The 20,696-nt window shown below is 45.0% G+C and carries 23 protein-coding genes, 1 pseudogene and 2 riboswitches; of the genes and pseudogenes, 12 read left to right on the top strand and 12 right to left on the bottom strand.

The window, feature by feature from the left end:
- Positions 1-85 precede the first annotated feature (85 nt).
- The 5 genes from ACVC9U_RS11705 (at position 86) to ACVC9U_RS11685 (ending at position 4,562) form a co-directional block, all read left to right on the top strand.
- A complete protein-coding gene (locus ACVC9U_RS11705) occupies positions 86-1,276 on the top strand; it encodes a pyridoxal phosphate-dependent aminotransferase (RefSeq protein WP_441390950.1) in 1,191 nt (396 codons plus the stop codon).
- Between the two features lie 49 nt (positions 1,277-1,325).
- A riboswitch (SAM riboswitch) is annotated at positions 1,326-1,425 on the top strand.
- A gap of 84 nt (positions 1,426-1,509) precedes the next feature.
- Positions 1,510-2,727, top strand: a complete 1,218-nt coding sequence (mtnW, locus tag ACVC9U_RS11700; protein ID WP_441390948.1) for a 2,3-diketo-5-methylthiopentyl-1-phosphate enolase — start codon at positions 1,510-1,512, stop codon at positions 2,725-2,727.
- Positions 2,724-3,422 (top strand): 2-hydroxy-3-keto-5-methylthiopentenyl-1-phosphate phosphatase, encoded by a 699-nt coding sequence (gene mtnX / locus ACVC9U_RS11695; RefSeq protein ID WP_441390946.1) that lies wholly within the window; start codon positions 2,724-2,726, stop codon positions 3,420-3,422. Before mtnW ends, mtnX begins: the two co-directional genes overlap by 4 nt.
- On the top strand, positions 3,383-4,006 hold the full coding sequence (locus ACVC9U_RS11690; protein ID WP_441390944.1) for a methylthioribulose 1-phosphate dehydratase: 624 nt from the start codon (positions 3,383-3,385) through the stop codon (positions 4,004-4,006). The genes mtnX and ACVC9U_RS11690 overlap by 40 nt, the downstream gene beginning before the upstream one ends.
- Positions 4,007-4,025: 19 nt before the next feature.
- Positions 4,026-4,562 carry a 1,2-dihydroxy-3-keto-5-methylthiopentene dioxygenase gene (locus ACVC9U_RS11685; RefSeq protein ID WP_145652482.1) on the top strand — a complete coding sequence of 179 codons (537 nt, stop codon included), beginning with the start codon at positions 4,026-4,028 and terminating at the stop codon, positions 4,560-4,562.
- 27 nt (positions 4,563-4,589) lie between these two features.
- Here the strand turns inward: ACVC9U_RS11685 and fosB are convergent, their stop codons facing one another.
- Together fosB and ACVC9U_RS11675 are read right to left on the bottom strand one after the other, a co-directional pair.
- Entirely contained in the window at positions 4,590-5,054 is a 465-nt protein-coding gene (gene fosB / locus ACVC9U_RS11680; RefSeq protein ID WP_020451143.1) for a metallothiol transferase FosB, read from the bottom strand.
- Positions 5,041-5,358 (bottom strand): YkvA family protein, encoded by a 318-nt coding sequence (locus tag ACVC9U_RS11675; protein WP_237562667.1) that lies wholly within the window; start codon positions 5,356-5,358, stop codon positions 5,041-5,043. The genes fosB and ACVC9U_RS11675 overlap by 14 nt, the downstream gene beginning before the upstream one ends.
- A 218-nt stretch (positions 5,359-5,576) precedes the next feature.
- On the opposite strand from ACVC9U_RS11675, the gene ACVC9U_RS11670 reads away from it, so the two are divergent.
- A complete protein-coding gene (locus ACVC9U_RS11670; protein WP_075753135.1) occupies positions 5,577-5,819 on the top strand; it encodes an aspartyl-phosphate phosphatase Spo0E family protein in 243 nt (80 codons plus the stop codon).
- Between the two features lie 58 nt (positions 5,820-5,877).
- On the opposite strand, the gene ACVC9U_RS11665 is transcribed toward ACVC9U_RS11670, so the two are convergent.
- A complete protein-coding gene (locus tag ACVC9U_RS11665) occupies positions 5,878-7,389 on the bottom strand; it encodes a PAS domain-containing sensor histidine kinase (RefSeq protein WP_075753133.1) in 1,512 nt (503 codons plus the stop codon).
- 237 nt (positions 7,390-7,626) lie between these two features.
- Here ACVC9U_RS11665 and mhqR point away from each other — a divergent pair, with 237 nt between their 5' ends.
- Complete coding sequence (gene mhqR / locus ACVC9U_RS11660; RefSeq protein ID WP_020451147.1) at positions 7,627-8,082, top strand: MarR family transcriptional regulator MhqR; 456 nt, start codon at positions 7,627-7,629, stop codon at positions 8,080-8,082.
- A 23-nt stretch (positions 8,083-8,105) separates the two neighbouring features.
- Here the strand turns inward: mhqR and motB are convergent, their stop codons facing one another.
- From motB to ACVC9U_RS11645, 3 genes are all read right to left on the bottom strand, one after another.
- Positions 8,106-8,885: a flagellar motor protein MotB gene (motB, locus tag ACVC9U_RS11655; RefSeq protein WP_075753131.1), complete on the bottom strand. Its 780-nt coding sequence runs from the start codon at positions 8,883-8,885 to the stop codon at positions 8,106-8,108.
- Entirely contained in the window at positions 8,878-9,681 is an 804-nt protein-coding gene (motA, locus tag ACVC9U_RS11650; protein ID WP_020451149.1) for a flagellar motor stator protein MotA, read from the bottom strand. The genes motB and motA overlap by 8 nt, the downstream gene beginning before the upstream one ends.
- Before the next feature lie 198 nt (positions 9,682-9,879).
- Positions 9,880-11,976, bottom strand: a complete 2,097-nt coding sequence (locus tag ACVC9U_RS11645; protein WP_075753129.1) for an ATP-dependent Clp protease ATP-binding subunit — start codon at positions 11,974-11,976, stop codon at positions 9,880-9,882.
- Positions 11,977-12,196: 220 nt separating this feature from the next.
- Here ACVC9U_RS11645 and ACVC9U_RS11640 point away from each other — a divergent pair, with 220 nt between their 5' ends.
- The 5 genes from ACVC9U_RS11640 to queF all read left to right on the top strand — a co-directional run bounded on the left by ACVC9U_RS11640 (position 12,197) and on the right by queF (position 15,844).
- Complete coding sequence (locus ACVC9U_RS11640) at positions 12,197-13,234, top strand: YkvI family membrane protein (RefSeq protein ID WP_020451151.1); 1,038 nt, start codon at positions 12,197-12,199, stop codon at positions 13,232-13,234.
- Positions 13,235-13,315: 81 nt separating this feature from the next.
- Positions 13,316-13,360, top strand: a riboswitch (PreQ1 riboswitch).
- Between the two features lie 138 nt (positions 13,361-13,498).
- On the top strand, positions 13,499-14,158 hold the full coding sequence (queC, locus tag ACVC9U_RS11635) for a 7-cyano-7-deazaguanine synthase QueC (RefSeq protein WP_020451152.1): 660 nt from the start codon (positions 13,499-13,501) through the stop codon (positions 14,156-14,158).
- A 2-nt stretch (positions 14,159-14,160) separates the two neighbouring features.
- Positions 14,161-14,601 (top strand): 6-carboxytetrahydropterin synthase QueD, encoded by a 441-nt coding sequence (gene queD, locus ACVC9U_RS11630; protein ID WP_020451153.1) that lies wholly within the window; start codon positions 14,161-14,163, stop codon positions 14,599-14,601.
- Entirely contained in the window at positions 14,594-15,325 is a 732-nt protein-coding gene (queE, locus tag ACVC9U_RS11625; protein ID WP_075753127.1) for a 7-carboxy-7-deazaguanine synthase QueE, read from the top strand. Before queD ends, queE begins: the two co-directional genes overlap by 8 nt.
- Before the next feature lie 21 nt (positions 15,326-15,346).
- Positions 15,347-15,844, top strand: a complete 498-nt coding sequence (queF, locus tag ACVC9U_RS11620; RefSeq protein WP_009328607.1) for a preQ(1) synthase — start codon at positions 15,347-15,349, stop codon at positions 15,842-15,844.
- A gap of 672 nt (positions 15,845-16,516) precedes the next feature.
- Here queF and ACVC9U_RS11615 read toward each other — a convergent pair.
- The 6 genes and pseudogenes from ACVC9U_RS11615 to ACVC9U_RS11590 form a co-directional block, all read right to left on the bottom strand.
- Positions 16,517-16,642 carry a hypothetical protein gene (locus ACVC9U_RS11615; RefSeq protein WP_256700671.1) on the bottom strand — a complete coding sequence of 42 codons (126 nt, stop codon included), beginning with the start codon at positions 16,640-16,642 and terminating at the stop codon, positions 16,517-16,519.
- A pseudogene (locus tag ACVC9U_RS11610) lies at positions 16,632-17,754 on the bottom strand (response regulator aspartate phosphatase). The gene ACVC9U_RS11615 and the pseudogene ACVC9U_RS11610 overlap by 11 nt, the downstream one beginning before the upstream one ends.
- A 382-nt stretch (positions 17,755-18,136) precedes the next feature.
- Positions 18,137-18,928 carry a DUF817 domain-containing protein gene (locus ACVC9U_RS11605; protein ID WP_003181208.1) on the bottom strand — a complete coding sequence of 264 codons (792 nt, stop codon included), beginning with the start codon at positions 18,926-18,928 and terminating at the stop codon, positions 18,137-18,139.
- A 110-nt stretch (positions 18,929-19,038) separates the two neighbouring features.
- Complete coding sequence (locus ACVC9U_RS11600; RefSeq protein WP_020451161.1) at positions 19,039-19,260, bottom strand: helix-turn-helix domain-containing protein; 222 nt, start codon at positions 19,258-19,260, stop codon at positions 19,039-19,041.
- A gap of 10 nt (positions 19,261-19,270) precedes the next feature.
- Positions 19,271-19,753 carry a DUF2975 domain-containing protein gene (locus ACVC9U_RS11595; RefSeq protein ID WP_075753123.1) on the bottom strand — a complete coding sequence of 161 codons (483 nt, stop codon included), beginning with the start codon at positions 19,751-19,753 and terminating at the stop codon, positions 19,271-19,273.
- Positions 19,754-20,352: 599 nt separating this feature from the next.
- Positions 20,353-20,685 carry a hypothetical protein gene (locus tag ACVC9U_RS11590; protein ID WP_075753122.1) on the bottom strand — a complete coding sequence of 111 codons (333 nt, stop codon included), beginning with the start codon at positions 20,683-20,685 and terminating at the stop codon, positions 20,353-20,355.
- Positions 20,686-20,696: the final 11 nt, after the last annotated feature.

Genomic DNA, 20,696 nt, shown 5'->3' with positions numbered 1-20,696 from the left:
CTCATTTTTTTCTTTACATTTTACATTTAACAATATATGATGATGGACTATCATTTCAAGAATTTTTCAAAAGCGGGTGAATCGTATGAAATTTGAGCTTTCAGATGTGTTGAAACAGCTGCCTGAGCAGTTTTTCGCTTCCTTGGTGAAAAAGGTGAATGAAAAAATCGCCGCCGGCCATGATGTCATCAATCTCGGTCAGGGAAATCCCGATCAGCCGACACCGGATCACATCGTTGATACAATGGCACAAGCCGTCCGCAACCCTGAAAACCATCAGTATTCCTCCTTTCGCGGCAGCCGTTCACTCAAGGAGGCGGCAGCCGCGTTCTATCAAAGGGAATACGGCGTAGAGCTCGATCCCGAACGTGAAGTCGCTGTATTGTTCGGCGGAAAAGCCGGTCTTGTCGAGCTTCCGCAATGTTTGTTAAATCCGGGGGATGCCGTGCTCGTTCCCGATCCCGGCTATCCCGACTACTGGTCGGGCGTTGAACTGGCAAGAGCGAACATGGAAACGATGCCGCTTACAGCGGACAATCAGTTTCTGCCTGACTACAGCCGGATTCCGAAGGAAGTGAAAGAAAAAGCGAAGCTCATGTATTTAAATTATCCGAACAATCCAACCGGTGCCCAAGCCACACCTGTTTTTTTCGAAGAGACTGTCCGGTTTGCCAAGTCGAACGGGATTTGCGTCATCCACGATTTTGCCTACGGTGCGATTGGCTACGACGGCAAGAGGCCTGTCAGCTTTCTCGAAACGGAGGGGGCAAAAGACACAGGAATCGAAATTTACACGCTTTCCAAAACGTATAATATGGCTGGATGGCGGGTTGGGTTTGCAGTTGGCAACGCCTCTGTGATCGAAGCGCTGAACCTTTATCAGGACCATATGTATGTCAGCCTTTTTAAAGCGGTCCAAGACGCCGCGGCAGCCGCGCTTCTATCAGACCAAGCGTGTGTCAAGGAGCAAAATGAGCGCTACGAAAAAAGGCGGGATGTATGGATTCGTGCGGTCCGTGAAATCGGCTGGCACGCGGATGCTCCGCAAGGTTCTTTTTTCGCCTGGATGCCTGTCCCTGCCGGGTATACATCCGAGGCTTTTTCCGATCTGCTTCTCGAAAAAGCGAATGTCGTCACAGCGCCCGGGATCGGCTTTGGCAAACACGGAGAAGGGTATGTGAGAGTCGGCCTCTTGACAAGCGAAGAGCGGCTCCGGGAAGCGGCTTCGCGTATTGCCAGGCTGAATATATTCAAAAAGACCGGCGACAGTCATTGACAACCGGGAGAAACGATGGGATAATTCAAAATAATTTATAAAATCAATATTCTTATCAAGAGCAGGCAGAGGGACAAGCCCGATGAAGCCCGGCAACCGACTTTTTAAGCACGGTGCTAATTCTTGCAGCTGACGCTGAGAGATAAGGATTCGAACCTGAAATGCGAAACCTCTTTTAGCTAAAGCAGCAAAAGAGGTTTTTTTATATGCATGAAGCAGGAAGGAGCTACAGAATGAGTGAACTTTTGGCAACATATGTTTTGACAGATCAAGGGTGTGACGCAGAAAAGCGGGCCGAGCAAATCGCGATCGGACTGACGGTCGGGTCGTGGACAGATCTGCCGCTCTTAAAGCAGGAACAGCTGAAAAAGCATAAAGGACGCGTCGTCAAGGTCGAAGAAACAGAAAGCGCGCGGGGGGAAAAACAGGCAACAGTCACCATCGCTTATCCGGAAGCCAATTTTACAAGCGACATTCCCGCTGTGCTGACGTCCGTTTTTGGAAAGCTGTCTCTTGACGGAAAAATTAAATTGGCGGATTTGGAGTTTTCACAGTCTTTTAAACAATCATTGCCTGGTCCGAAATTCGGCATATACGGGATCCGGAAAAAAATCGGCGAATTTGAAAGGCCGCTGCTGATGAGCATTTTTAAAGGCGTCATCGGCCGCGATATGGAAGACTTGAAGGAACAGCTCAGGCACCAGGCGCTCGGCGGAGTGGATTTGATCAAGGACGATGAAATCTTATTCGAAACAGGCAGTGCACCCTTTGAAAAACGAATCACGGAAGGAAAGAAAGTGCTTGAGGCAGCTTTTGAAGAAACAGGGCGCAAAACGCTGTATGCCGTCAACCTGACGGGCAGGACAATGGAGCTGAAATCGAAGGCGAGAAAAGCGGCCGAGCTCGGAGCCGATGTTTTGCTGCTGAATGTGTTCGCCTACGGGCTCGATGTTTTGCAAAGCCTTGCGGAAGACGACGACATCCCGCTGCCGATCATGGCGCACCCGGCAGTAAGCGGCGCACTCACTTCGTCGCCGCATTACGGTTTTTCCCATTCGCTCTTGCTCGGCAAGCTGAACCGGTATGCGGGTGCTGATTTCAGCCTGTTCCCTTCACCGTACGGAGGCGTTGCTCTGCCGAAGCGGGATGCGCTTGCCATATACGATGAATGCACGAAGGAAGACGTTTTTAAACCGACATTCGCCGTCCCGTCGGCCGGTATTCACCCCGGCATGGTCCCGCTCTTGATGAAAGACTTCGGCATTGACCATATCATCAACGCAGGCGGGGGGATTCACGGTCATCCAAACGGAGCGGCAGGAGGAGGAAGAGCGTTTCGGGCGATCATTGATGCCGTCCTGGAAGCGGAGCCTGTCGAAGAAAAAGCAAAGCGTTCTCCCGATTTGAAGCTCGCCCTTGAAAAATGGGGAAGGGTTGAGGTTTCTGTATGAGGCAGCCGCTTATCATTTGCGATTTTGACGGAACCATCACAACAAACGACAACATCATCAGCATTATGAAACAATTCGCTCCAGAAGAGTGGCTCGCTTTAAAAGACGGGGTTCTGTCCAAGGACATATCGATTAAGGACGGAGTCGGCAGAATGTTTCAATTGCTGCCGACAAGCCTGAAAGAAGACATTACGGCATATGTACTGAAACAAGCCGAGATCCGCCCCGGGTTTAAGGAATTGGTCTCTTTTCTGGATGAGAAGGGTCTTCCGTTTTACGTCGTGAGCGGAGGGATGGATTTTTTCGTCTATCCTCTGCTTGAAGGAATTGTCGAAAAGGAACGTATTTACTGCAATGAGGCCGGCTTCTCAGGACGCAATATCGAGATCCGCTGGCCGTATCCGTGTGACGGCGGCTGCGGAAATGAATGCGGCTGCTGCAAGCCTTCCATCATCCGCCGGCTGAAAGGCCGGGACGATTTTATTGTCATGATCGGGGACTCTGTTACAGATGTTGAAGCTGCCAAATGTTCCGACTTGTGCATCGCGCGCGATTATTTACTGCGGGAATGTGAGGGGCTCGGCCTGAAGCATGCGGGATTCGGCGATTTCCACGATGTAAAGCGAATACTTGAAGAGACCGCGGAGGTGAAAGAATGGATCCTGAGCAAAAACGGCACGAACTTGCCGAGGTAAAAAAAGAGCTTGCGGAAAGGGATTGGTTCCCGGCGACAAGCGGCAATCTGTCAATCAAAGTATCAGAAGACCCGCTGCGATTTCTCATCACAGCAAGCGGAAAAGATAAGCGAAAAGCGTCCGCGGAGGATTTTCTGCTGGCGGACGAAGAGGGGAGGCCGGCGGAGACCGGACATGCGCTGAAACCGTCGGCAGAGACGCTGCTGCACACCTGTGTCTATCAAAATACAAACGCAGGCTGCTGTCTTCACGTCCATACGATTGACAACAATGTCATCTCAGAGCTTTACGCAAAAGAAAAGCAAGTGACATTCAGAGGCCAGGAAATCATAAAGGCGCTCGGTCTTTGGGAGGAAAATGCGGAGGTTACGATCCCGATTATCGAAAACAGCGCTCATATTCCGGATTTGGCGGCGGATTTTGCCGGACACCTTTCAGGTGATTCAGGCGCAGTGCTGATTCGCAGCCACGGCATTACCGTCTGGGGAAAAACGGCATTTGAGACAAAGCGGATGCTTGAAGCGTATGAATTTCTGTTCAGCTGGCATTTAAAACTGAAAGCTTTGCAGGTTTACCACGTTTAATTAAAAAGGGGGAGAAAGCATGGCGACAATTCGGATCCATGATGAACAAAACACGACTATTGAAAAGCAGGAAGAAGTGGAACAATTTCTAAAAGGGCAGGAGGTCATTTATGAAAAGTGGGATATCACAAAGCTGCCGGCCGGCTTAAAAGAAAAATTCGATTTGACCGATGAAGAGAAACAGGAGATTTTAGACGTCTTTGCCGCTGAAATAAAAGACATTTCAAAACGCCGCGGCTATAAAGCGAGCGATGTCATCTCGCTTTCCGACCAAAATCCGAAACTCGATGAGCTCTTGAAAAATTTCAAACAGGAACATCATCATACAGACGATGAAGTCAGATTTATCGTCAGCGGCCACGGCATCTTTGCGATCGAAGGAAAAGACGGCACATTTTTTGATGTCCTCTTAAATCCGGGAGATTTGATCTCCGTTCCTGAAAACACCCGCCATTATTTCACGCTTCAGGAAGACCGAAAAGTCGTGGCTGTCAGAATCTTTGTGACGACAGAGGGATGGGTGCCGATTTATGAGAAAGAGAGTGTGAGCCGATAATGAAAAAGCGTCCGCGTGGACGCTTTTTTATTTGTTTCTGTCATAAAGGGCCTTGATGTGGCCTTCATGAAAGGAGAGATGCTGTTTTTCATTTTGATAGTATTGAAGACGGTCAAACACAGAGCCGGTGTGAAGCTCGAACTTATGGCCGTCCGGATCTGAGAAATAAATTGAATCTTTGTCGCCTTCATGCCGTTTTCTGCCCTTTAGCACGTTTACACCTAAATCGCGTAATTTCTTTTCCCAGAACGGCAAATCTTCCTGTTGAATCGAAAAGGCGATATGGGTGTAAGAGTCGTGGATTTCCTGTCTCTTAATGTCTTTCTCTTCGTTTAATGCGAGCCAGATGCCGTTCAGGTCAAAATAAGCGGTTTTCTCGGCCTTTACGAGCCACTTCGCATCAAACACCTTTTCATAGAATGAAATAGAGACGGACAGGTCAGAGACCGAAAACAAGAGATGATTGATACCGAGAATATTATTGTTTGCCATTGCCGTGTATTCCTTCCGTTAGATGTATTTCAAATCCGTCCAGCTCTTTAGTGATTTGCCTGAATAGAAAAGCGAGCACAGCCGCGTCATCAAGCCAGCCGACACCTGCGAGAACATCGGGAATCAAATCGACCGGAGACAGCACATAAATCAATGCCAGCGCGGCCAGTAAAATCGTTTTTTTCGGGAATAAGGGGAAGTCTCCCTTTCTCCAGGCTCTAAATGCCTTGAAAAACAATAAGAGGCCTGAATAGGCTTCTTTCACGGCAAAGATGGTTCGGAGCCTTGACACTGGTTTTTTCATCATTTAGACCTCCTTCTATCCGCATGAACTCTTTTAAAGGTGTTTGCCGTATTTCATCGATGGGTATTACACCTTTAATTCCACAAATCTATTATACTCGATTTCAAAATAATTTTTTGAAAAATAGGTTTACAAAATAAGTATAATCTGTAATAATGCTCAAGTACGCAAAATCTGGATGGTTCTAAGAAACGATATGTCGGTAAGGGGTGAAGCGTATGCAAAGTTATGTTGAAAAAGAAGCATTGCTCGTTTCTATCAGCAAGAAGCGGCAAATGATGGTTGAAGCCGCTGAAATCTATGGATTTACAGGGGATGAAACGATCAGGCGGAGCCAGGAGCTGGATCAATTAATTTATGAATATCAAAAACTGTCTATGAATGAAAACGCGTCTGACAATCTGCTTCAGGATTTTTTAGGCTGCATCGACTGTCTGACCGTTGAAAAATATACGGCATAGTGACTGAACGAAAAAGAGCTGCCGTGGAAGGCAGGCTCTTTGCAGGAACGGGGAAGCCTCAGTCAACCTGTTCCTTTGAAGTCGGCAGCGTAATCGTTACAGTCGTTCCTTTATGCTGTTCGCTTTCGATCTGAATGGTTCCCCCGTACATGGAAATGATGCGCTTGCACACGACAAGGCCGAGTCCGGTTCCTTTTTCCTTTGACGTGACAAAAGGCTGGAAAATACTCTCCATCAGTTCTTTTGGAATGCCTTCTCCGATATCCTTCACAATAATTTGCGCCTTCTCTTGATGATGTTCGATTTGAATGAGCAGCTTTCCGCCGTTTTTCATCGATTCAAGAGCATTTTTGGCGACGTTCAAGACAACCTGCTTAATATGATCTTTTTTACAATACACATAAGCCGGGTCTTCTCCGCAGTCTTGAAATTCCACTTCCACATTATATAAATTTGCCTCAGAATGAATAATCGGCATGATTTCGTCAATCATTTCGTTCATGGCGTTAAGCTGCCACTGCTCTGCCGTCGGCTTTCCGAGCACGAGAAACTCGCTGACAATCTGGTTGATCCTCCGGATTTCCTGGTCGATGATTGAGAAATACATTTGATCTTCTTTTGATTGATATTTTTTTTGCAGGAGCTGGATAAAGCCGCTGATACCTGTCAGCGGGTTTCTGATTTCATGAGCGGTGCTCGCTGCAAGGGTGCCGATTAATTCGAGCTTCTGCGCTTCATTTTGGGCGCGCTCCTGCTTGGTCCGCCGCTTCAGCAGCACATACTGGAGCATGAGGAACATAATATTCAGCAGAATGAAAATACTTAAAAATGACAGCAGAAGACTGTGAACGATTTCATCAAGCTGGACCGGTTCCGGATAAACTTCAAGCTTCCAGTCGATCTGATCCAAAAAAGCGTCGACGGTGCCGCCGTCCGGCTTCTCAGGAGGAGAATGGCCTGCCGTAAAGACAATCTGATTCTTCTGATTGAGAATTTTGATATAAAGCTCAGGGCTCAGGACGTTCATGATATTTTTCAGATAATCGACGCGGATCGAAGCCAGCAGAAAATTTGTCGTTCTGCCTTCGCTGTCATAGACAGGAGTAAAAATATTCAGCTCCAGCCTGTCCGACACTGTATGTATATCGTCTGTGATCACGGATTTTTTTGATTTTTCCGCTTTTTGCAGAATGCTCTTGTACGAAACCTTCTTTTTTTCTTTGACGGGGGACGTGCTCACCATGACATCGCCGTCTTTATTTAAAAGGTATAAAGCCGAAAAACGCGGTTCTTTTTTATACGTTTCCGTCAGGATTCGTTTGATATGCTGCTCATTAACAGGGTGGTTGAGGGCCGTGGCAAGGGAGCTGAGCCTTGCTTCTGTTTCGCCGATCAGGTAGTTGATTTGGTTGCGGTGAATATTGAGCATGAGAGTCGCAGTCTGACGGTGCTTTTCAGTGATATTTTCTCGTTCTTGTTCGTATACAAAAAAGCTTATAATGAAGGCGGGGATCATCACCAAGATCAAATAAAGCCTGACTTTCTTCCATAGATTTTTCAAATTGCGCATATTTTTACTCTCTCCCAATCGATACAGGAATAGGGGTATTATATCACTAGTGAGAGCCGATTTATAGAAAAGATAACCAATACCGTGAAAATAGGACACAATACCGGGGAATTTCCGGATATATCTATTTGATGTTCGATTCCTACTCATCATAACATGGTTTGAATGTTAACAGTTGACATTTTCCTCATAGTTTATTAATGTTTTCCTGTAGTTGTTTCTTTGGAGATGAGAGATATGAGTAATAGAGAACAGGAACAGTCCTTGAAATTATTTATTGTATTATCTCGAGCGTACAGATCCATTAATGATCATATGAATAAACATATTCATCATCATGGTCTGAATCCAACCGAGTTTGCCGTTTTAGAACTCCTCTATCATAAAGGGGATCAGCCCCTTCAGCAAATAGGGGATAAGATTCTTCTGGCGAGCGGGAGTATTACATATGTGGTTGACAAGCTTGAGCAAAAGGAGCTGATCGCGAGAAGAGCCTGTGCGACCGACCGCAGGGTGACCTACGCGCAAATTACAGATAAAGGCACCAAGCTCCTGGAGAAGATTTTTCCGGGTCATGCAGAAGAGCTTCACCACATGATCAGCGTGTTAAGCGATGAGGAGAAAGAAGCCTGCATCGAAATGCTGAAAAAAGTCGGACTGAACGCAAGAAATATTTATAAGGGCAAAGAATAAGGAAGCTGCCAAAAGGCAGCTTCCTATTCTTTTTTATTCAGGTTTTCCTGGCCGATCGGCAGGATGAGGATTTCAACACGTCTGTTTTTCCTTCTTCCTTCTTCGGTGTCATTTGAAGCGATCGGTTTAAATTCCCCGTAGCCTTTCGCACTGAATATTTTGGCGTCAAGCTTGGGATTTTCGATTAAAAGCCCCATGAAATTAACAGCCCGCATCACACTTAAATGCCAATTTGATTTAAATTGAGAATTTCGAATCGGCACATTGTCCGTATGTCCGCTGATTACGATATTGCGGGGCGGATTCAAGACGAGAAGGTCGGATACTTCCTTGGCCAGCGGAATGTCCTGCTGGCGGATCTCCGCTTTTCCGGAATCAAAAAAGATATTATCCTCGATGGAAAGAAGGAGGCCTTCGTCTGTCAGCTTCGTATTGACCTGTTTTTCAAGATTTTTCTCTTTAATAAACCGGTTGACCTGCTCCTGAATTTTTTTCAGCGACTGCTTGTCTTTTTCTTTTTGATCTTGAGAGAGATCTTTTGCTTGGTCAGGGCTTTTTCCATCTTCGGTTGTGCTATTTTTCGGCTCGGTGAAGCTGGAATAATCCATCATTCCTGTTCCGCCGGTAAATACGGCATTGAATGATTTAGACAGCATATCGAACTTCTTGGCGTCGATCGAGCTCATGGCAAACAGTACGATGAACAAGGCCAATAGCAGTGTCAGCAGATCGGCATATGGGATGAGCCAAGACTCATCCACGTGTTCTTCATGGTCTTTTTTGTGCTTCTTTTTTCTAGCCATTGCTGCTGTCTCCTTTGTCTCCTTCTGGGATGACGATGCTGGAGCGTTCGCTTGGAGAGACGTACATCAAAAGCTTTTGTTCAATGACTTTTGGCGCCTGGCCTTCCAAGATCGAAAGGATGCCTTCAATCATGACTTCGCGGACTTTGACTTCCTGTTTGGATTTCCGCTTTAATTTATTGGCAAAAGGATGCCATAGTACATATCCGGTGAAGATCCCGAGAAGGGTCGCGACAAAAGCGGCGCTGATCGCATGTCCAAGCGCTTCGGTGTCGCTCATATCCGCAAGCGCGGCGATCAGTCCGACAACAGCGCCCAAAACGCCGAGTGTCGGCGCGTATGTGCCCGCCTGGGTAAAAATGCCCGCTCCGACTTGATGCCTTTCTTCCATTGCTTCAACTTCTTCAGTTAAAACGTCCCTGATAAATTCGGCACTTTGGCCGTCTACTGCCATGCTCATGCCGTTTTTCAAAAATTCATCATCGATCTCATTTAAATTTGCTTCCAAAGCGAGAAGTCCTTCGCGTCTTGCGATTTGCGCCCACTCGGAAAACATCGGGATCAATTCGTTGATTTCGATCATCTTCTTCTCTTTGAACAAGATGCCGAAGAGTTTGGGAACTTTTTTGATCTCGCGGATTGGAAAAGCGATCACAACTGCTGCGATTGTCCCGACAAGGATGATCAGCCATGCCGCGGGATTGACGAGAACGGAAGGGCTGACACCTTTCATGACCATGCCGACACCTACTCCGATGATAGCTAAGATGATTCCAATTAACGATGTTTTGTCCATTTTTTCACCAATTCCTTTAACTAACTTTTCTATCGTTAATATCGGTGTTGCGTGATAGGAACTTTAGGGTGTTTCTTAAATTGTTTCAAAATCATGGCGAAAAGGGACTTTAGGGTTATTTAATGTTAAAAAATAGAATTTTTGTGATTCTTACGTTGTATGTAAAGCGGCCTCCGCAATTGGAGGCCGTTATGTGTGTTATGCGGTTGGTTTCACCAAGATTTCATCGTTTTCAACGATAACCGCAAAACCTTTGATGTGTTCTTCTTCAAGCAGCAGATCGGTCATTTGATCTTCGACTGCTGTTTGAATGGTTCGTCTTAATGGGCGGGCGCCGAAGGCCGGATGGTATCCGATTTCAGCGATTTTTTCTTTTGCTTTATCTGAAACTTCAAGCGTCATGTTTTGCTCTTTTAACGTTTCTTCAAGCTCTTCCAGCAAGAGAGCGACGATCTTGACCAGATCTTCTTTTTCGAGCGGCTGGAACTCGATGATGCTGTCAAATCTGTTCAGGAATTCCGGCTTAAAGTAGCCGCTTAGGGAATCGATCATTGATTGTTCGCCCATTACTTGTTCTTCCCGGTTAAAACCGACGGTTGTCCGCTTTTCAGATACTCCGGCATTGCTTGTCATAATGATGACGGTATCTTTAAAGCTGACCGTCCGTCCCTGGCTGTCTGTCAGTCGTCCGTCTTCCATGATTTGCAGGAACATGTGCTGGACATCGGGATGGGCTTTTTCGATTTCATCAAGCAAAACGATGCTGTACGGGTTCCTCCGGACTTTTTCGGTGAGCTGTCCGGCTTCTTCGTGGCCGACATATCCAGGAGGTGAACCGATCAGCTTCGATACGGCGTGTTTTTCCATGTATTCGCTCATATCGAGGCGGATGATGGCATCCTTCGTGCCGAACAGTTCTTCCGCAAGCCTTTTCGAAAGTTCTGTTTTACCGACGCCGGTCGGGCCGACGAACAGGAATGAACCGACAGGCCTGTTTTTTGATTTTAGGCCGGCGCGGCTTCTTTTGACGGCTTTTGCCACTTTTTTCACCGCTTCTTGTTGACCGATCACGCGGCTTGAAAGGTTTGTTTCAAGCTCTTTCATTTTCTTCTGATCGTCGTGCTGAAGCTTGCCGACCGGAATGCCTGTTTTTTGTTCGATGATCGCCTGAATGTCTTCCGCTTTAACGGTTGCCCGTTTTTCTGTTGCATGGTTTTCCATTTGTTTGTGCAGCGCTTCTTCTTCGTCGCGGAGCTTTGCTGCAAGCTCATAGTTTTCTTCCTGCAGCGCTTTGGCTTTTTCCGCTTCGATTTCTTTCAGGCGTTGGGAAGCTTGTTCACCGCTGACCGTGTCGATTTTCAAGTTCGCTTTTGAACCGGCTTCATCCAAAAGGTCGATCGCCTTATCGGGAAGATGACGGTCCTGAATATAGCGGCTAGACAGAACGACGCAGGCTTTTATCGCATCATCTGTGTAAGTTACATCGTGATACGCTTCGTATTTTTCTTTCAGCCCGTTTAAAATCGCCGCCGTCTGCTCAATTGTCGGTTCATGGACCATGATCGGCTGGAAGCGCCGCTCTAAAGCTGCATCTTTTTCGATTTGGCGATATTCTTTCAACGTCGTAGCGCCGATGACTTGCAGTTCGCCTCTGGCAAGCGCGGGTTTTAAAATGTTGCCGGCGTCCATCGAGCCTTCGGCAGAGCCGGCTCCGACAAGAAGGTGAATTTCGTCAATAAACAAGACCGCGTTTTTGCGTTCTTTCAGCTCTTTCATCAGCTGTTTCATTCTTTCTTCAAATTGTCCTCTGATGCCGGTGTTGGCTACGAGGGAAGCGACATCAAGCAAGTAAAGTTCTTTGTTTTTCAATTTATTTGGAACATCGCCTTCGGCGATTTTGAGAGCAAGTCCTTCAGCGACGGCCGTTTTACCGACGCCCGGTTCACCGATTAAGACAGGGTTGTTTTTATTTCTGCGGTTTAAGATTTCGATCACACGGGCCACTTCATCATCGCGGCCGATCACCGGATCGATTAAACCGGTCTTTGCAGCATTCGTTAAATTGACGGCAAGTTCATCGAGCAAGCCTTTTTTGGCAGCGGTTTGCGTCTGCGCTTGTGATGGCTGGCTGAAGAAAGAACCTCCGCCGCCAAAAAATTGATTTCCTGAAAACATAGAAGGCTGAGTCAGCTCTTTATAGCAGTCTTCACATAAATCCATTTGTTTTTTTGTAAAGTTGATTTGCATGTTCAGGCGAATCGTCGCCTCATTTTTTTGACAATGTTGACAACGCATTTGCCAAAACCCCCTTTATTGAATTTGACCTTTTTTGACCAATCGACTTTGAAAAAATGGTCTGCAGTTTGACCATTTCTGACTAATAGTATACATTGACCTTCTTTGACTTTCAAGTTCTATGCTTTTTCCTTTTTGTTCCTGAATGAGAAGTTGTCCTTCTTTTTAAAGGACATGGCTCATATGGTGTAGAAAGGGAATTCGTTTACGGAGGAGTCGTATGAGTCAATCACATGGATCAGCCTTTCAGCTGGCATTTGTTTATGTAGGAACGGTCGTGGGAGCCGGATTTGCAACCGGAAGAGAAATCGTCGAGTTTTTTTTAAGATTCGGCTGGCCGGGATTGGCCGGAATTTTGATCAGCGGACTGATGTTTACATTTCTCGGCGCAAAAATGATGCTGATTGCGGTCAGAATCAATGCCAAATCTTATCAGGAGCTGAATCAATATTTATTCGGCCATACGCTCGGGAAATTTGTCAATGTCTTCATGCTCGTGATTTTGCTCGGGGTGACGTCTGTCATGCTGTCCGGAGCGGGGGCGATATTTGAGGAGCAGCTCGGCTTTTCAAACCAAGCGGGGATGATTGCGACGATTGCCTTGAGTCTGTTTGTCATGATGAAGGGCGTCAAAGGGATATTCGGCGTCAATGTCATTGTCGTTCCGCTGCTGCTCCTGTTCACAGTCATCGTCCTGTTTGATTCGTTTATTTTCAGAGGGCCGGAGATCCACAATTTGGCGGCATTCTCGGCGGCAAAACCCGATTGGATTTTATCCGCTGTTTCGTACGGCGCTTTTAATTTGTCGCTCGCACAGGCGGTTCTCGTGCCGATCGCTTCTGAACTGAAATCTGAGCGGCTCATTATAAAAGGAGCATTAATCGGAGGGTGTCTGCTTACCCTTGTGTTGATCGCGAGCTTTCTGTCTCTTTCAACATTGCCTGATGTCCTTTTATACGAAGTTCCGATGGCACAGGTCGTATTCATTGTCCAGCATTCTGTCCATATCATCTATCTGTTTATCATTTTCGGGGAAGTCTTCACATCGGTCATCGGCAATTTATATGGTCTTGAAAAGCAGATTAATGAATATCTTCATATGAAAAGCCTGTATGTATTTATGTTCATCCTGCTGACAATCTACTTGACGGGACAAATCGGCTACGGAAAGCTGATATCGACCATTTATCCTTTGTTCGGCCAGCTGAGCCTCGTCTTTATATTCTTTTTGATCGTCAAAAGGGTGCCTGAGCGTTGAATGGCAGGCATTTCACTTGGCGAAACGTGCGATTTGTGATAAGATGGCGAAGGAAAATTGAAACAAAATCCGCTTGAAACTGCGGGAGAGGTTCTAGCAAAACCCTCTATAAAAAACTAAGGAAAGCTGTATCCTTGGGGTATGGCCTTTTTTATTGTTTTTTTGCTAGAGCACCTTTCTCACAGAGAAAGGTGTTTTTTCGTTTAAATATCAGTGAATCTCTTCTTTTATGAAATGCTGACGAAAAGCGGAGAAGGAGGAATTATGAAACAGGAAAAAGCGATCGTCGTATTCAGCGGCGGTCAGGACAGTACGACTTGCCTTTTATGGGCGCTTCGGCAATTTCAGGAGGTGGAAGCGGTCACCTTCCAATATAATCAGCGGCACCGGGAGGAAATCGAAGTCGCGAAAAAGATCGCTGAAAAGCTTGGCGTCAAGCATCACCTTCTTGATATGGAACTGTTAAATCAGCTCGCGCCGAATGCTTTGACAAGGGATGATATCGAGATTGAGGCGAAAGAAGGCGAACTTCCGTCCACTTTTGTTCCGGGACGCAACCTCGTGTTTTTATCGTTCGCTTCGATCCTCGCCTACCAGGTCGGCGCGCGGCACATCATAACAGGCGTATGTGAGACGGATTTCAGCGGCTATCCGGATTGCCGGGATGAGTTCGTCAAATCCTGCAATGTCACTGTCAACTTGGCGATGGAGCGCCCGTTTGTCATCCACACGCCGCTGATGTGGCTGAACAAGGCGGAAACGTGGGAGCTCGCCGATGAGCTTGATGCGCTTGATTTCGTGAAAAACGAGACGCTGACGTGCTACAACGGAATCATTGCCGACGGCTGCGGCGAATGCCCGGCCTGCAAGCTTCGGGCGAATGGCTACAATGAATATATGAAAATGAAAAAGGAGCGAGCTTAACAGTGCTTACACAAATTTACCCGCAACCAAGCCATCCTTACTCTTTTGAACTAAATAAAGATATGCAGATGTCAGCCGCGCATTTTATTCCGAGAGAGGATGCGGGCGCATGCAGCAGAGTCCACGGCCATACGTATACAATCAATATCACGATTGCCGGGGATGAATTGAATGAATCAGGATTCCTTGTCAACTTCAGCACCATTAAAAAATTGATCCACGGGGAATACGATCATACGCTTTTAAATGACCATCAGGAATTTTCGGGTGAAAGCGCGGATCAGATCCCCTCGACAGAAGTGGTGGCGAAAACGATTTACGATAAAACAGAGGCTTATTTGAAAGATCTCAAAAACCGTCCGCATTGCGTTCAGGTGTTTGTCAGGGAAACGCCGACAAGCTATGTCGTCTACCGTCCGAAACCGGGTGTTCACAATGGCTAAGCCGATTCCCGTACTTGAAATTTTCGGTCCGACGGTTCAGGGAGAGGGGATGGTCATCGGGCAAAAGACGATGTTTGTCAGAACAGCCGGCTGCGACTATTCGTGCAGCTGGTGCGATTCAGCTTTTACCTGGGACGGTTCGGCGAAAAAAGACATCAAATGGATGACCGCGGAAGAAGTATACGAATCTCTTAAAGACATCGGCGGAAACGCCTTCTCACACGTTACGATTTCAGGAGGCAACCCGGCGCTTTTAAAACAGCTGGACGGATTGATTTCCCTTTTAAAAGAAAACGGTATACGGACAGCGCTTGAGACGCAAGGGACGTTTTATCAAGACTGGTTTGCCGAAATCGATGATTTAACAATTTCGCCAAAGCCGCCGAGCTCCAATATGAAAACCGATTTTAACAAGCTTGATCATATTGTTGAAAAACTGAAAGAGCACGGCCGGGCGGCAGCGGCAAGTTTGAAGGTCGTCATATTCACGGGGGAAGATCTTCAATTTGCAAAGCAAGTTCACCAGCGTTATCCCGATGTCCCGTTCTTTCTCCAAGTCGGAAATGACGACGTTCATACAGAAGACCAAGAGCGGCTCGTCGAACGGCTGCTTCAAAAGTATGAACAGCTGGTAGAAGCGGTCACGCGCGACCCTGAATTGAACCGCGTCCGCGTTCTCCCGCAGCTCCACACCCTGATCTGGGGTAACAAACGAGGCGTTTGATTTAAGAAAGGAAGATGAATGATGACCACAAGAAAAGATTCAGAACTCGAAGGCGTAACCCTTCTTGGAAATCAAGGCACCAATTATTTGTTTGACTATTCTCCGGAAGTGCTTGAGTCTTTCCCGAATAAACACGAAAACAGGGACTACTTCGTGAAATTCAACTGCCCTGAATTCACATCCCTGTGCCCGAAAACCGGACAGCCCGATTTTGCCACGATCTATATCAGCTACATCCCTGATAAAAAAATGGTAGAAAGCAAGTCTTTGAAACTGTATCTCTTCAGTTTCCGAAATCACGGCGATTTTCACGAAGACTGCATGAACATCATCATGAACGATTTAATTGAGCTGATGGACCCGCGCTACATCGAAGTCTGGGGCAAATTCACGCCGAGGGGCGGAATCTCGATCGACCCGTACACCAACTACGGCAAGCCCGGCACAAAGTATGAAAAAATGGCCGAGTATCGGATGATGAACCATGATCTGTATCCGGAGACGATTGATAATCGGTGATGATGCGGGCAGATGAAGCGAAGGTTTGTGATCGATGTGTGACCGAGACGCGTACTGTTACGCGTCTTTTTTGTTCGAAATTTCCACGAACAATTACCAAGCGTATTGGTCGAATGCTAGTCCGGGTATATGAAATACGATTCGAATTGTTAATTGAAAGGTAAAGAGGAGGAAACTTCGTCGTCACTCGCCTCGTTAACGTCTCCGCTTGACAGTTCGTCGTTAACTGCGAATGCTCTAGCGTTCGGTATTTAGATGGTTTCCGTCTGTTTTTAGTCTTGTTTGTTCATTTATTCGTGAAAAAATGTAGCTTTGTCCTCATGTTACAAAGGATGTTTTCTGTTTTTTCTTTAAACATAAAAATCTAGTTATTCTGACTTTGAGGAGGGGATGGGAGGTATATAGCAGAGACGAAGACATAGTGCCAAGAGCATGTCTCATTCGTATACAAACAAATATGTAACGTGAAGATGTTGGAGGGCTTACGAAAAAAACAATCGATCGTTATAGACGGGAGGTGCGTTGAAGAATTTGTGGAGGTTTTTAAAGGAAGGTTGGCACTGAGTCGGAATGGAATACGTTAATCTTGCCGACAGCTGATAAGAAGTTAATCACGATGTTTAACGTTAAGAAACCGTAGAAATAAAAAGCGCCCCACATTTGGGGCGTTTCTTACGTTTGCTTACGGGTAGCGATTTGATATACGCCGTCAGACTGGTCGGTTGCTGAAACAACGCTCATACCCATCGTTAATAACGCGGCGGCTAAAATGGGAATAACGAGCTTTTTAATACTCATAGACACACTCCCCTTTTTTAATTTGTGTTTGCGCATACATCATTTTTTGAAGGAATTCGATCGAATTTCTGTGGTCTTTTCTTTCAAGGTATTGGTTGGAAACTTCAAGCGAAAGCTCTTCTATGTATGCAAATATTTTATTCTCCTCCAAGTATTTAAATACCTCTAAAATCTCTTCTTTATTCACAGAATAGATATATAACGCCTCAAGATATTCAAATAGAGAAGTGAATAGGGTATCGTTGAATTTTCGAGCTGTTTGTCTAACCAATAAGAAATATCTCGATTGCGCGCTCGTAGTTTTTCTGCTTAAAAAGAAGTTGAGTAGAGTAATATAATGATTGTGGTAGGTTGTTATATTCTTCTTTTAGATTAATCTCTACGGCTTTTTCAGCATATTCAACTGCTGCATCAATGTCTCCCATACATTCATGACAGTCGGCTATATTAAAATAGGCAGAACTAATGAGCCTTTTATTGTCGATCTCTATCGCTAATTCAAGTGCATTTTCCAGGTGGGGTAAGGCTTTGTCATGGCGCATTAAATCGTCATAGTTACCCGCGATAACAAATAAACATTGGATTTTACGGACTGTGTAGAGTTCATGATTATTGTATATTTTAAAGGCCCTTAATATATGATACATGTGTCTGTTTCATGATGTAGTATGCTTCAGCCATTTTAAAGTGAAACTCGGCTTGTTCTATAACATCGTAATGAGAGCCAACTGTTTTTCTGCGTTTCGATAAAACTCTATTGCTTTGATGTACTGTTTTTTCTCAAATTCATACATGCCCCTAAAGAAAAATGAGTAGTAACTAAGGAGGCCATTTAAATCTCTTCGAGGCTCCTCGATTTGGGCCAACAATTTGTTTATTGATTGTCCTTGTTTTCTTTTGTTAGTAGGTTCTAAATATTCTAACATTAATTGATGTCTAAAACACATCAACTGATAGTAAAGGAGTAAGTCCTGATCTTCTTCCATTTGATTAATTTCCTTCTCTACTTCTTCTTTTAAAGCCTCTGCATCCGGTACGCTAAACTCTCTTATCATTTTATACCATTCGTGGATTTTCACTCCGACTTTTGACGAGGGTATTAACTGTTTCACTTCCGCCTATACCTTTTTATTTCATTTTTGTAAATATATTACTATAATTCGGGTGATAATAGGTTGAAAAGTGAAAAAATTTTCGGTATGCCGCAATAAAATCAGCAACAAAAAGACGCCTGCTAAGACGCCTGAATCTCTATATGCTCTTTTTCAAGCCGCACCTGCAGTATTCTCGAAGGGAAATTTCGTCCACCGCGATCTTGAAGGGTTTACTATTTGAAGGAATTTGCGGATAAACCCTGTGCATCCATGAAAATGAAACTTGGCCTAATAAAGAAGTAATTCGATTTGTGAATGATCAACTTAAAGAAAATATTGATCTTTTATTGATGCCTGCAACAGCTTCCACAGCTCCTCGAAACCCTTTTAAAATAAAGAGTTATAAAAATTGACCAGCATCCACTCTAGTGGAATCTTTCCCCTTCACCTGTTTTAACGTGGCTACGATTAGAAAGCTGACAATCACTAATAAGAGCCATGAACTCACTTTCCCTACATGAACGAGACTCCACGTACTGGTTTGGTTTGGATATGTCCAGGCCCCAAAAAACGTTGCGATATTTTCGGCTATCCATATAAAAAATCCGATGAGCACAAAAGAAAGTGCGAGCGGCATACGGTAACGAATCCCATTAACCTCGTATATGACCCATGATTTCCAAAAGACAATTATCACAAGTCCAGATAACCAAAAGCGGACGTCAATCCAAAAATGATGGAGGAAAAAATTTAAATAAATCGCAGCGGCCAGCGGTACAACGACGTAAAACGGCGGCCACTTAACCAGTTCAACCTTGAGCCTCCTCCAAGCCTGGCAAAGATAACTGGCTACACTTGCGTACATAAAGCCGCTATACAAAGGCACCCCAAAGATTTTGGAGTAACCTTCCTCCGGATAAGACCAGGAGCCCATTTGCACCTTGAAAAGCTCAAGAGCAAGTCCAATAATGTGGAACAATGTGATTACTTTTAATTCATCCCGTGTTTCAAGACCGGAACGCACCATCCACCATTGCATGAGAACACAGATGATGAGCAGCAAGTCATACCGCGGCAGGAAGGGAAGAGGTATGATTTGTGTAACAGCCAAAGAGGCAAAAATAACGACAGGAAATACACATGACAAGGACTGCTCCCAACCAAAACGAACGAGTTGTTTTAGTGCTCTCATCATGTGTGCCTCCGAAGTTTTTTTCTGAATATATGCGAGGCCGGCTTTGTATTGCAGCTAAACAGACTTACGGGTATGCACATAAGATCACCGCCGAATAGGTTAAATTTTTAATCATGGGTGTCTTCATCACTTCGGTATTCCAAAATATCTCCGGGTTGACATTCTAAAGCTTTACAAATCGCTTCTAAAGTTGATAATCGAATGGCCTTTGCCTTTCCGTTTTTCAATATGGAAAGATTCGCCATTGTGATTCCAACCCTCTCAGAAAGTTCCGTTACGCTCATTTTCCTTTTAGCCAGCATCACGTCAATATTGATGATAATTGCCATTGTTTTCACCTCAGACTGTTAAATCATTTTCTGATTTTATATCGATCGCTTCTTGCAATAGCCTTTGGAGAACAGCAGCAAAGACCGCGATAACCATTGAAGCAAAAATAAGGACCAGTCCGATAAGTATGATACCAGGAGCGTCGTCCATCTCCGCGATGAGATAGAAGAGCGGCATGCCGGCGGCTAATAAAATACTGATGGTGATTGCACAGTATTTTATATTCTTTAAAGCCCGTACAGATAATTTCGAGAAAGCTTTATTGTGGTCAATATAGCTTAAAAGTTTAAAGGCTTGATACAGAGCAAAGTAAAAAGGTATCGCCGCTGCATACAAATCGATATAAACGAGATATTTCAGATAAGAAATATCCGGGTACAAATCAGCTGCAAAATTCGCTATTTTTGGCACGAAAAATATGCACAAAGCAATAACTGGGATTCCAATAAGAATAACAGCCATCTTTAAAAAGAGTGTTGATCCACGTTTCATAAAGAGCACCTCACTTATTTGTCGATTTGAATTTAACATATTATTTATCGTTTTACAATAAAAAAATATTGATAAAGATGATTTTATTGTTGTTATGGATGATCCTTTTGATTTTAGACAAGCGTTTATAAGCTATGCAAAGCAATACGTCAGCGGAGTATACATCACCTCTTTCGGGCCTTCCGCGGCTTCCGCCAAACGAAACGATCAAGCTTAAAGCAAAGCGTCTTTCGAACGATAACTCTATAAGCGCAGGTTCGAGGCAGTCAAAGAATTGAAAAACGCTGGTTATGCGATTGTTAAACCGGGATCCGGCACAACCATTTCGCCAAATAAAGCCCCCTAGGGTGAAAAAGCTTAAACGTATTTTAAATTTATCGGGTATATTGAAATGCTTAAAAGGTTAAGGACTATTAATGGAATAGCCATAAAGGAATATGTGTCAACAAGGGGACTTGCAAAAATAAAAAAGCTCTTAACGTGAAGACTCGGGGTGAAGCCGAAGAGTAATTTGAGGTGAAGACCGAAGACGGGTAGTGTGGTGAAAACAGAACATGTTGTTAGATTTAAATAAAAAAAAGACGCCAATTAAGACGCCTTCATCTCGTCTTAAATCCATTCACAAAACTTTCTCCGTCCTGCTCCGTATTAATAAGCTGCTGAGCGCTTTGGCTGATTCGCTGAGCGAGCGCCTGCTGCGCTTTTCCTTCGAAGCTGTAGAGAAGCGATGAATAGACGCTGTTCATTTCTTTTTGTATATCGTCTACTTTAAACTTCGGTCTTAGTGTCGTTTTAATGCTTTCAAGCTTAGTTGCGGCTGTTACCCTCATGCCCGTTTTCAGCATTTGAAGCTGATTGCGCCGTATGAGGAGTGTATCTTCTTGATCGCCGTTTAAGTTGTTGAGTGAAGCCAGTTTATTGAAATTTTCCATTGTTTCATCTC

Source organism: Bacillus sp. GM2 (assembly GCF_056155945.1).
Note: the sequence above shows the minus strand (reverse complement) of the source record. Positions and strands in the feature narration are given on the sequence as shown.

Bases quoted from the DNA above. Each gene is read 5' to 3' on its own strand.
- ACVC9U_RS11705 (WP_441390950.1), top strand. From the start codon at position 86: ATGAAATTTGAGCTTTCAGATGTGTTGAAACAGCTGCCTGAGCAGTTT.
- mtnW (WP_441390948.1), top strand. From the start codon at position 1,510: ATGAGTGAACTTTTGGCAACATATGTTTTGACAGATCAAGGGTGTGAC.
- mtnX (WP_441390946.1), top strand. From the start codon at position 2,724: ATGAGGCAGCCGCTTATCATTTGCGATTTTGACGGAACCATCACAACA.
- ACVC9U_RS11690 (WP_441390944.1), top strand. From the start codon at position 3,383: ATGGATCCTGAGCAAAAACGGCACGAACTTGCCGAGGTAAAAAAAGAG.
- ACVC9U_RS11685 (WP_145652482.1), top strand. From the start codon at position 4,026: ATGGCGACAATTCGGATCCATGATGAACAAAACACGACTATTGAAAAG.
- fosB (WP_020451143.1), bottom strand. From the start codon at position 5,054: ATGGCAAACAATAATATTCTCGGTATCAATCATCTCTTGTTTTCGGTC.
- ACVC9U_RS11675 (WP_237562667.1), bottom strand. From the start codon at position 5,358: ATGAAAAAACCAGTGTCAAGGCTCCGAACCATCTTTGCCGTGAAAGAA.
- ACVC9U_RS11670 (WP_075753135.1), top strand. From the start codon at position 5,577: ATGCAAAGTTATGTTGAAAAAGAAGCATTGCTCGTTTCTATCAGCAAG.
- ACVC9U_RS11665 (WP_075753133.1), bottom strand. From the start codon at position 7,389: ATGCGCAATTTGAAAAATCTATGGAAGAAAGTCAGGCTTTATTTGATC.
- mhqR (WP_020451147.1), top strand. From the start codon at position 7,627: ATGAGTAATAGAGAACAGGAACAGTCCTTGAAATTATTTATTGTATTA.
- motB (WP_075753131.1), bottom strand. From the start codon at position 8,885: ATGGCTAGAAAAAAGAAGCACAAAAAAGACCATGAAGAACACGTGGAT.
- motA (WP_020451149.1), bottom strand. From the start codon at position 9,681: ATGGACAAAACATCGTTAATTGGAATCATCTTAGCTATCATCGGAGTA.
- ACVC9U_RS11645 (WP_075753129.1), bottom strand. From the start codon at position 11,976: ATGCGTTGTCAACATTGTCAAAAAAATGAGGCGACGATTCGCCTGAAC.
- ACVC9U_RS11640 (WP_020451151.1), top strand. From the start codon at position 12,197: ATGAGTCAATCACATGGATCAGCCTTTCAGCTGGCATTTGTTTATGTA.
- queC (WP_020451152.1), top strand. From the start codon at position 13,499: ATGAAACAGGAAAAAGCGATCGTCGTATTCAGCGGCGGTCAGGACAGT.
- queE (WP_075753127.1), top strand. From the start codon at position 14,594: ATGGCTAAGCCGATTCCCGTACTTGAAATTTTCGGTCCGACGGTTCAG.
- queF (WP_009328607.1), top strand. From the start codon at position 15,347: ATGACCACAAGAAAAGATTCAGAACTCGAAGGCGTAACCCTTCTTGGA.
- ACVC9U_RS11615 (WP_256700671.1), bottom strand. From the start codon at position 16,642: ATGAGTATTAAAAAGCTCGTTATTCCCATTTTAGCCGCCGCGTTATTA.
- ACVC9U_RS11605 (WP_003181208.1), bottom strand. From the start codon at position 18,928: ATGAGAGCACTAAAACAACTCGTTCGTTTTGGTTGGGAGCAGTCCTTG.
- ACVC9U_RS11600 (WP_020451161.1), bottom strand. From the start codon at position 19,260: ATGGCAATTATCATCAATATTGACGTGATGCTGGCTAAAAGGAAAATG.
- ACVC9U_RS11595 (WP_075753123.1), bottom strand. From the start codon at position 19,753: ATGAAACGTGGATCAACACTCTTTTTAAAGATGGCTGTTATTCTTATT.
- ACVC9U_RS11590 (WP_075753122.1), bottom strand. From the start codon at position 20,685: ATGGAAAATTTCAATAAACTGGCTTCACTCAACAACTTAAACGGCGAT.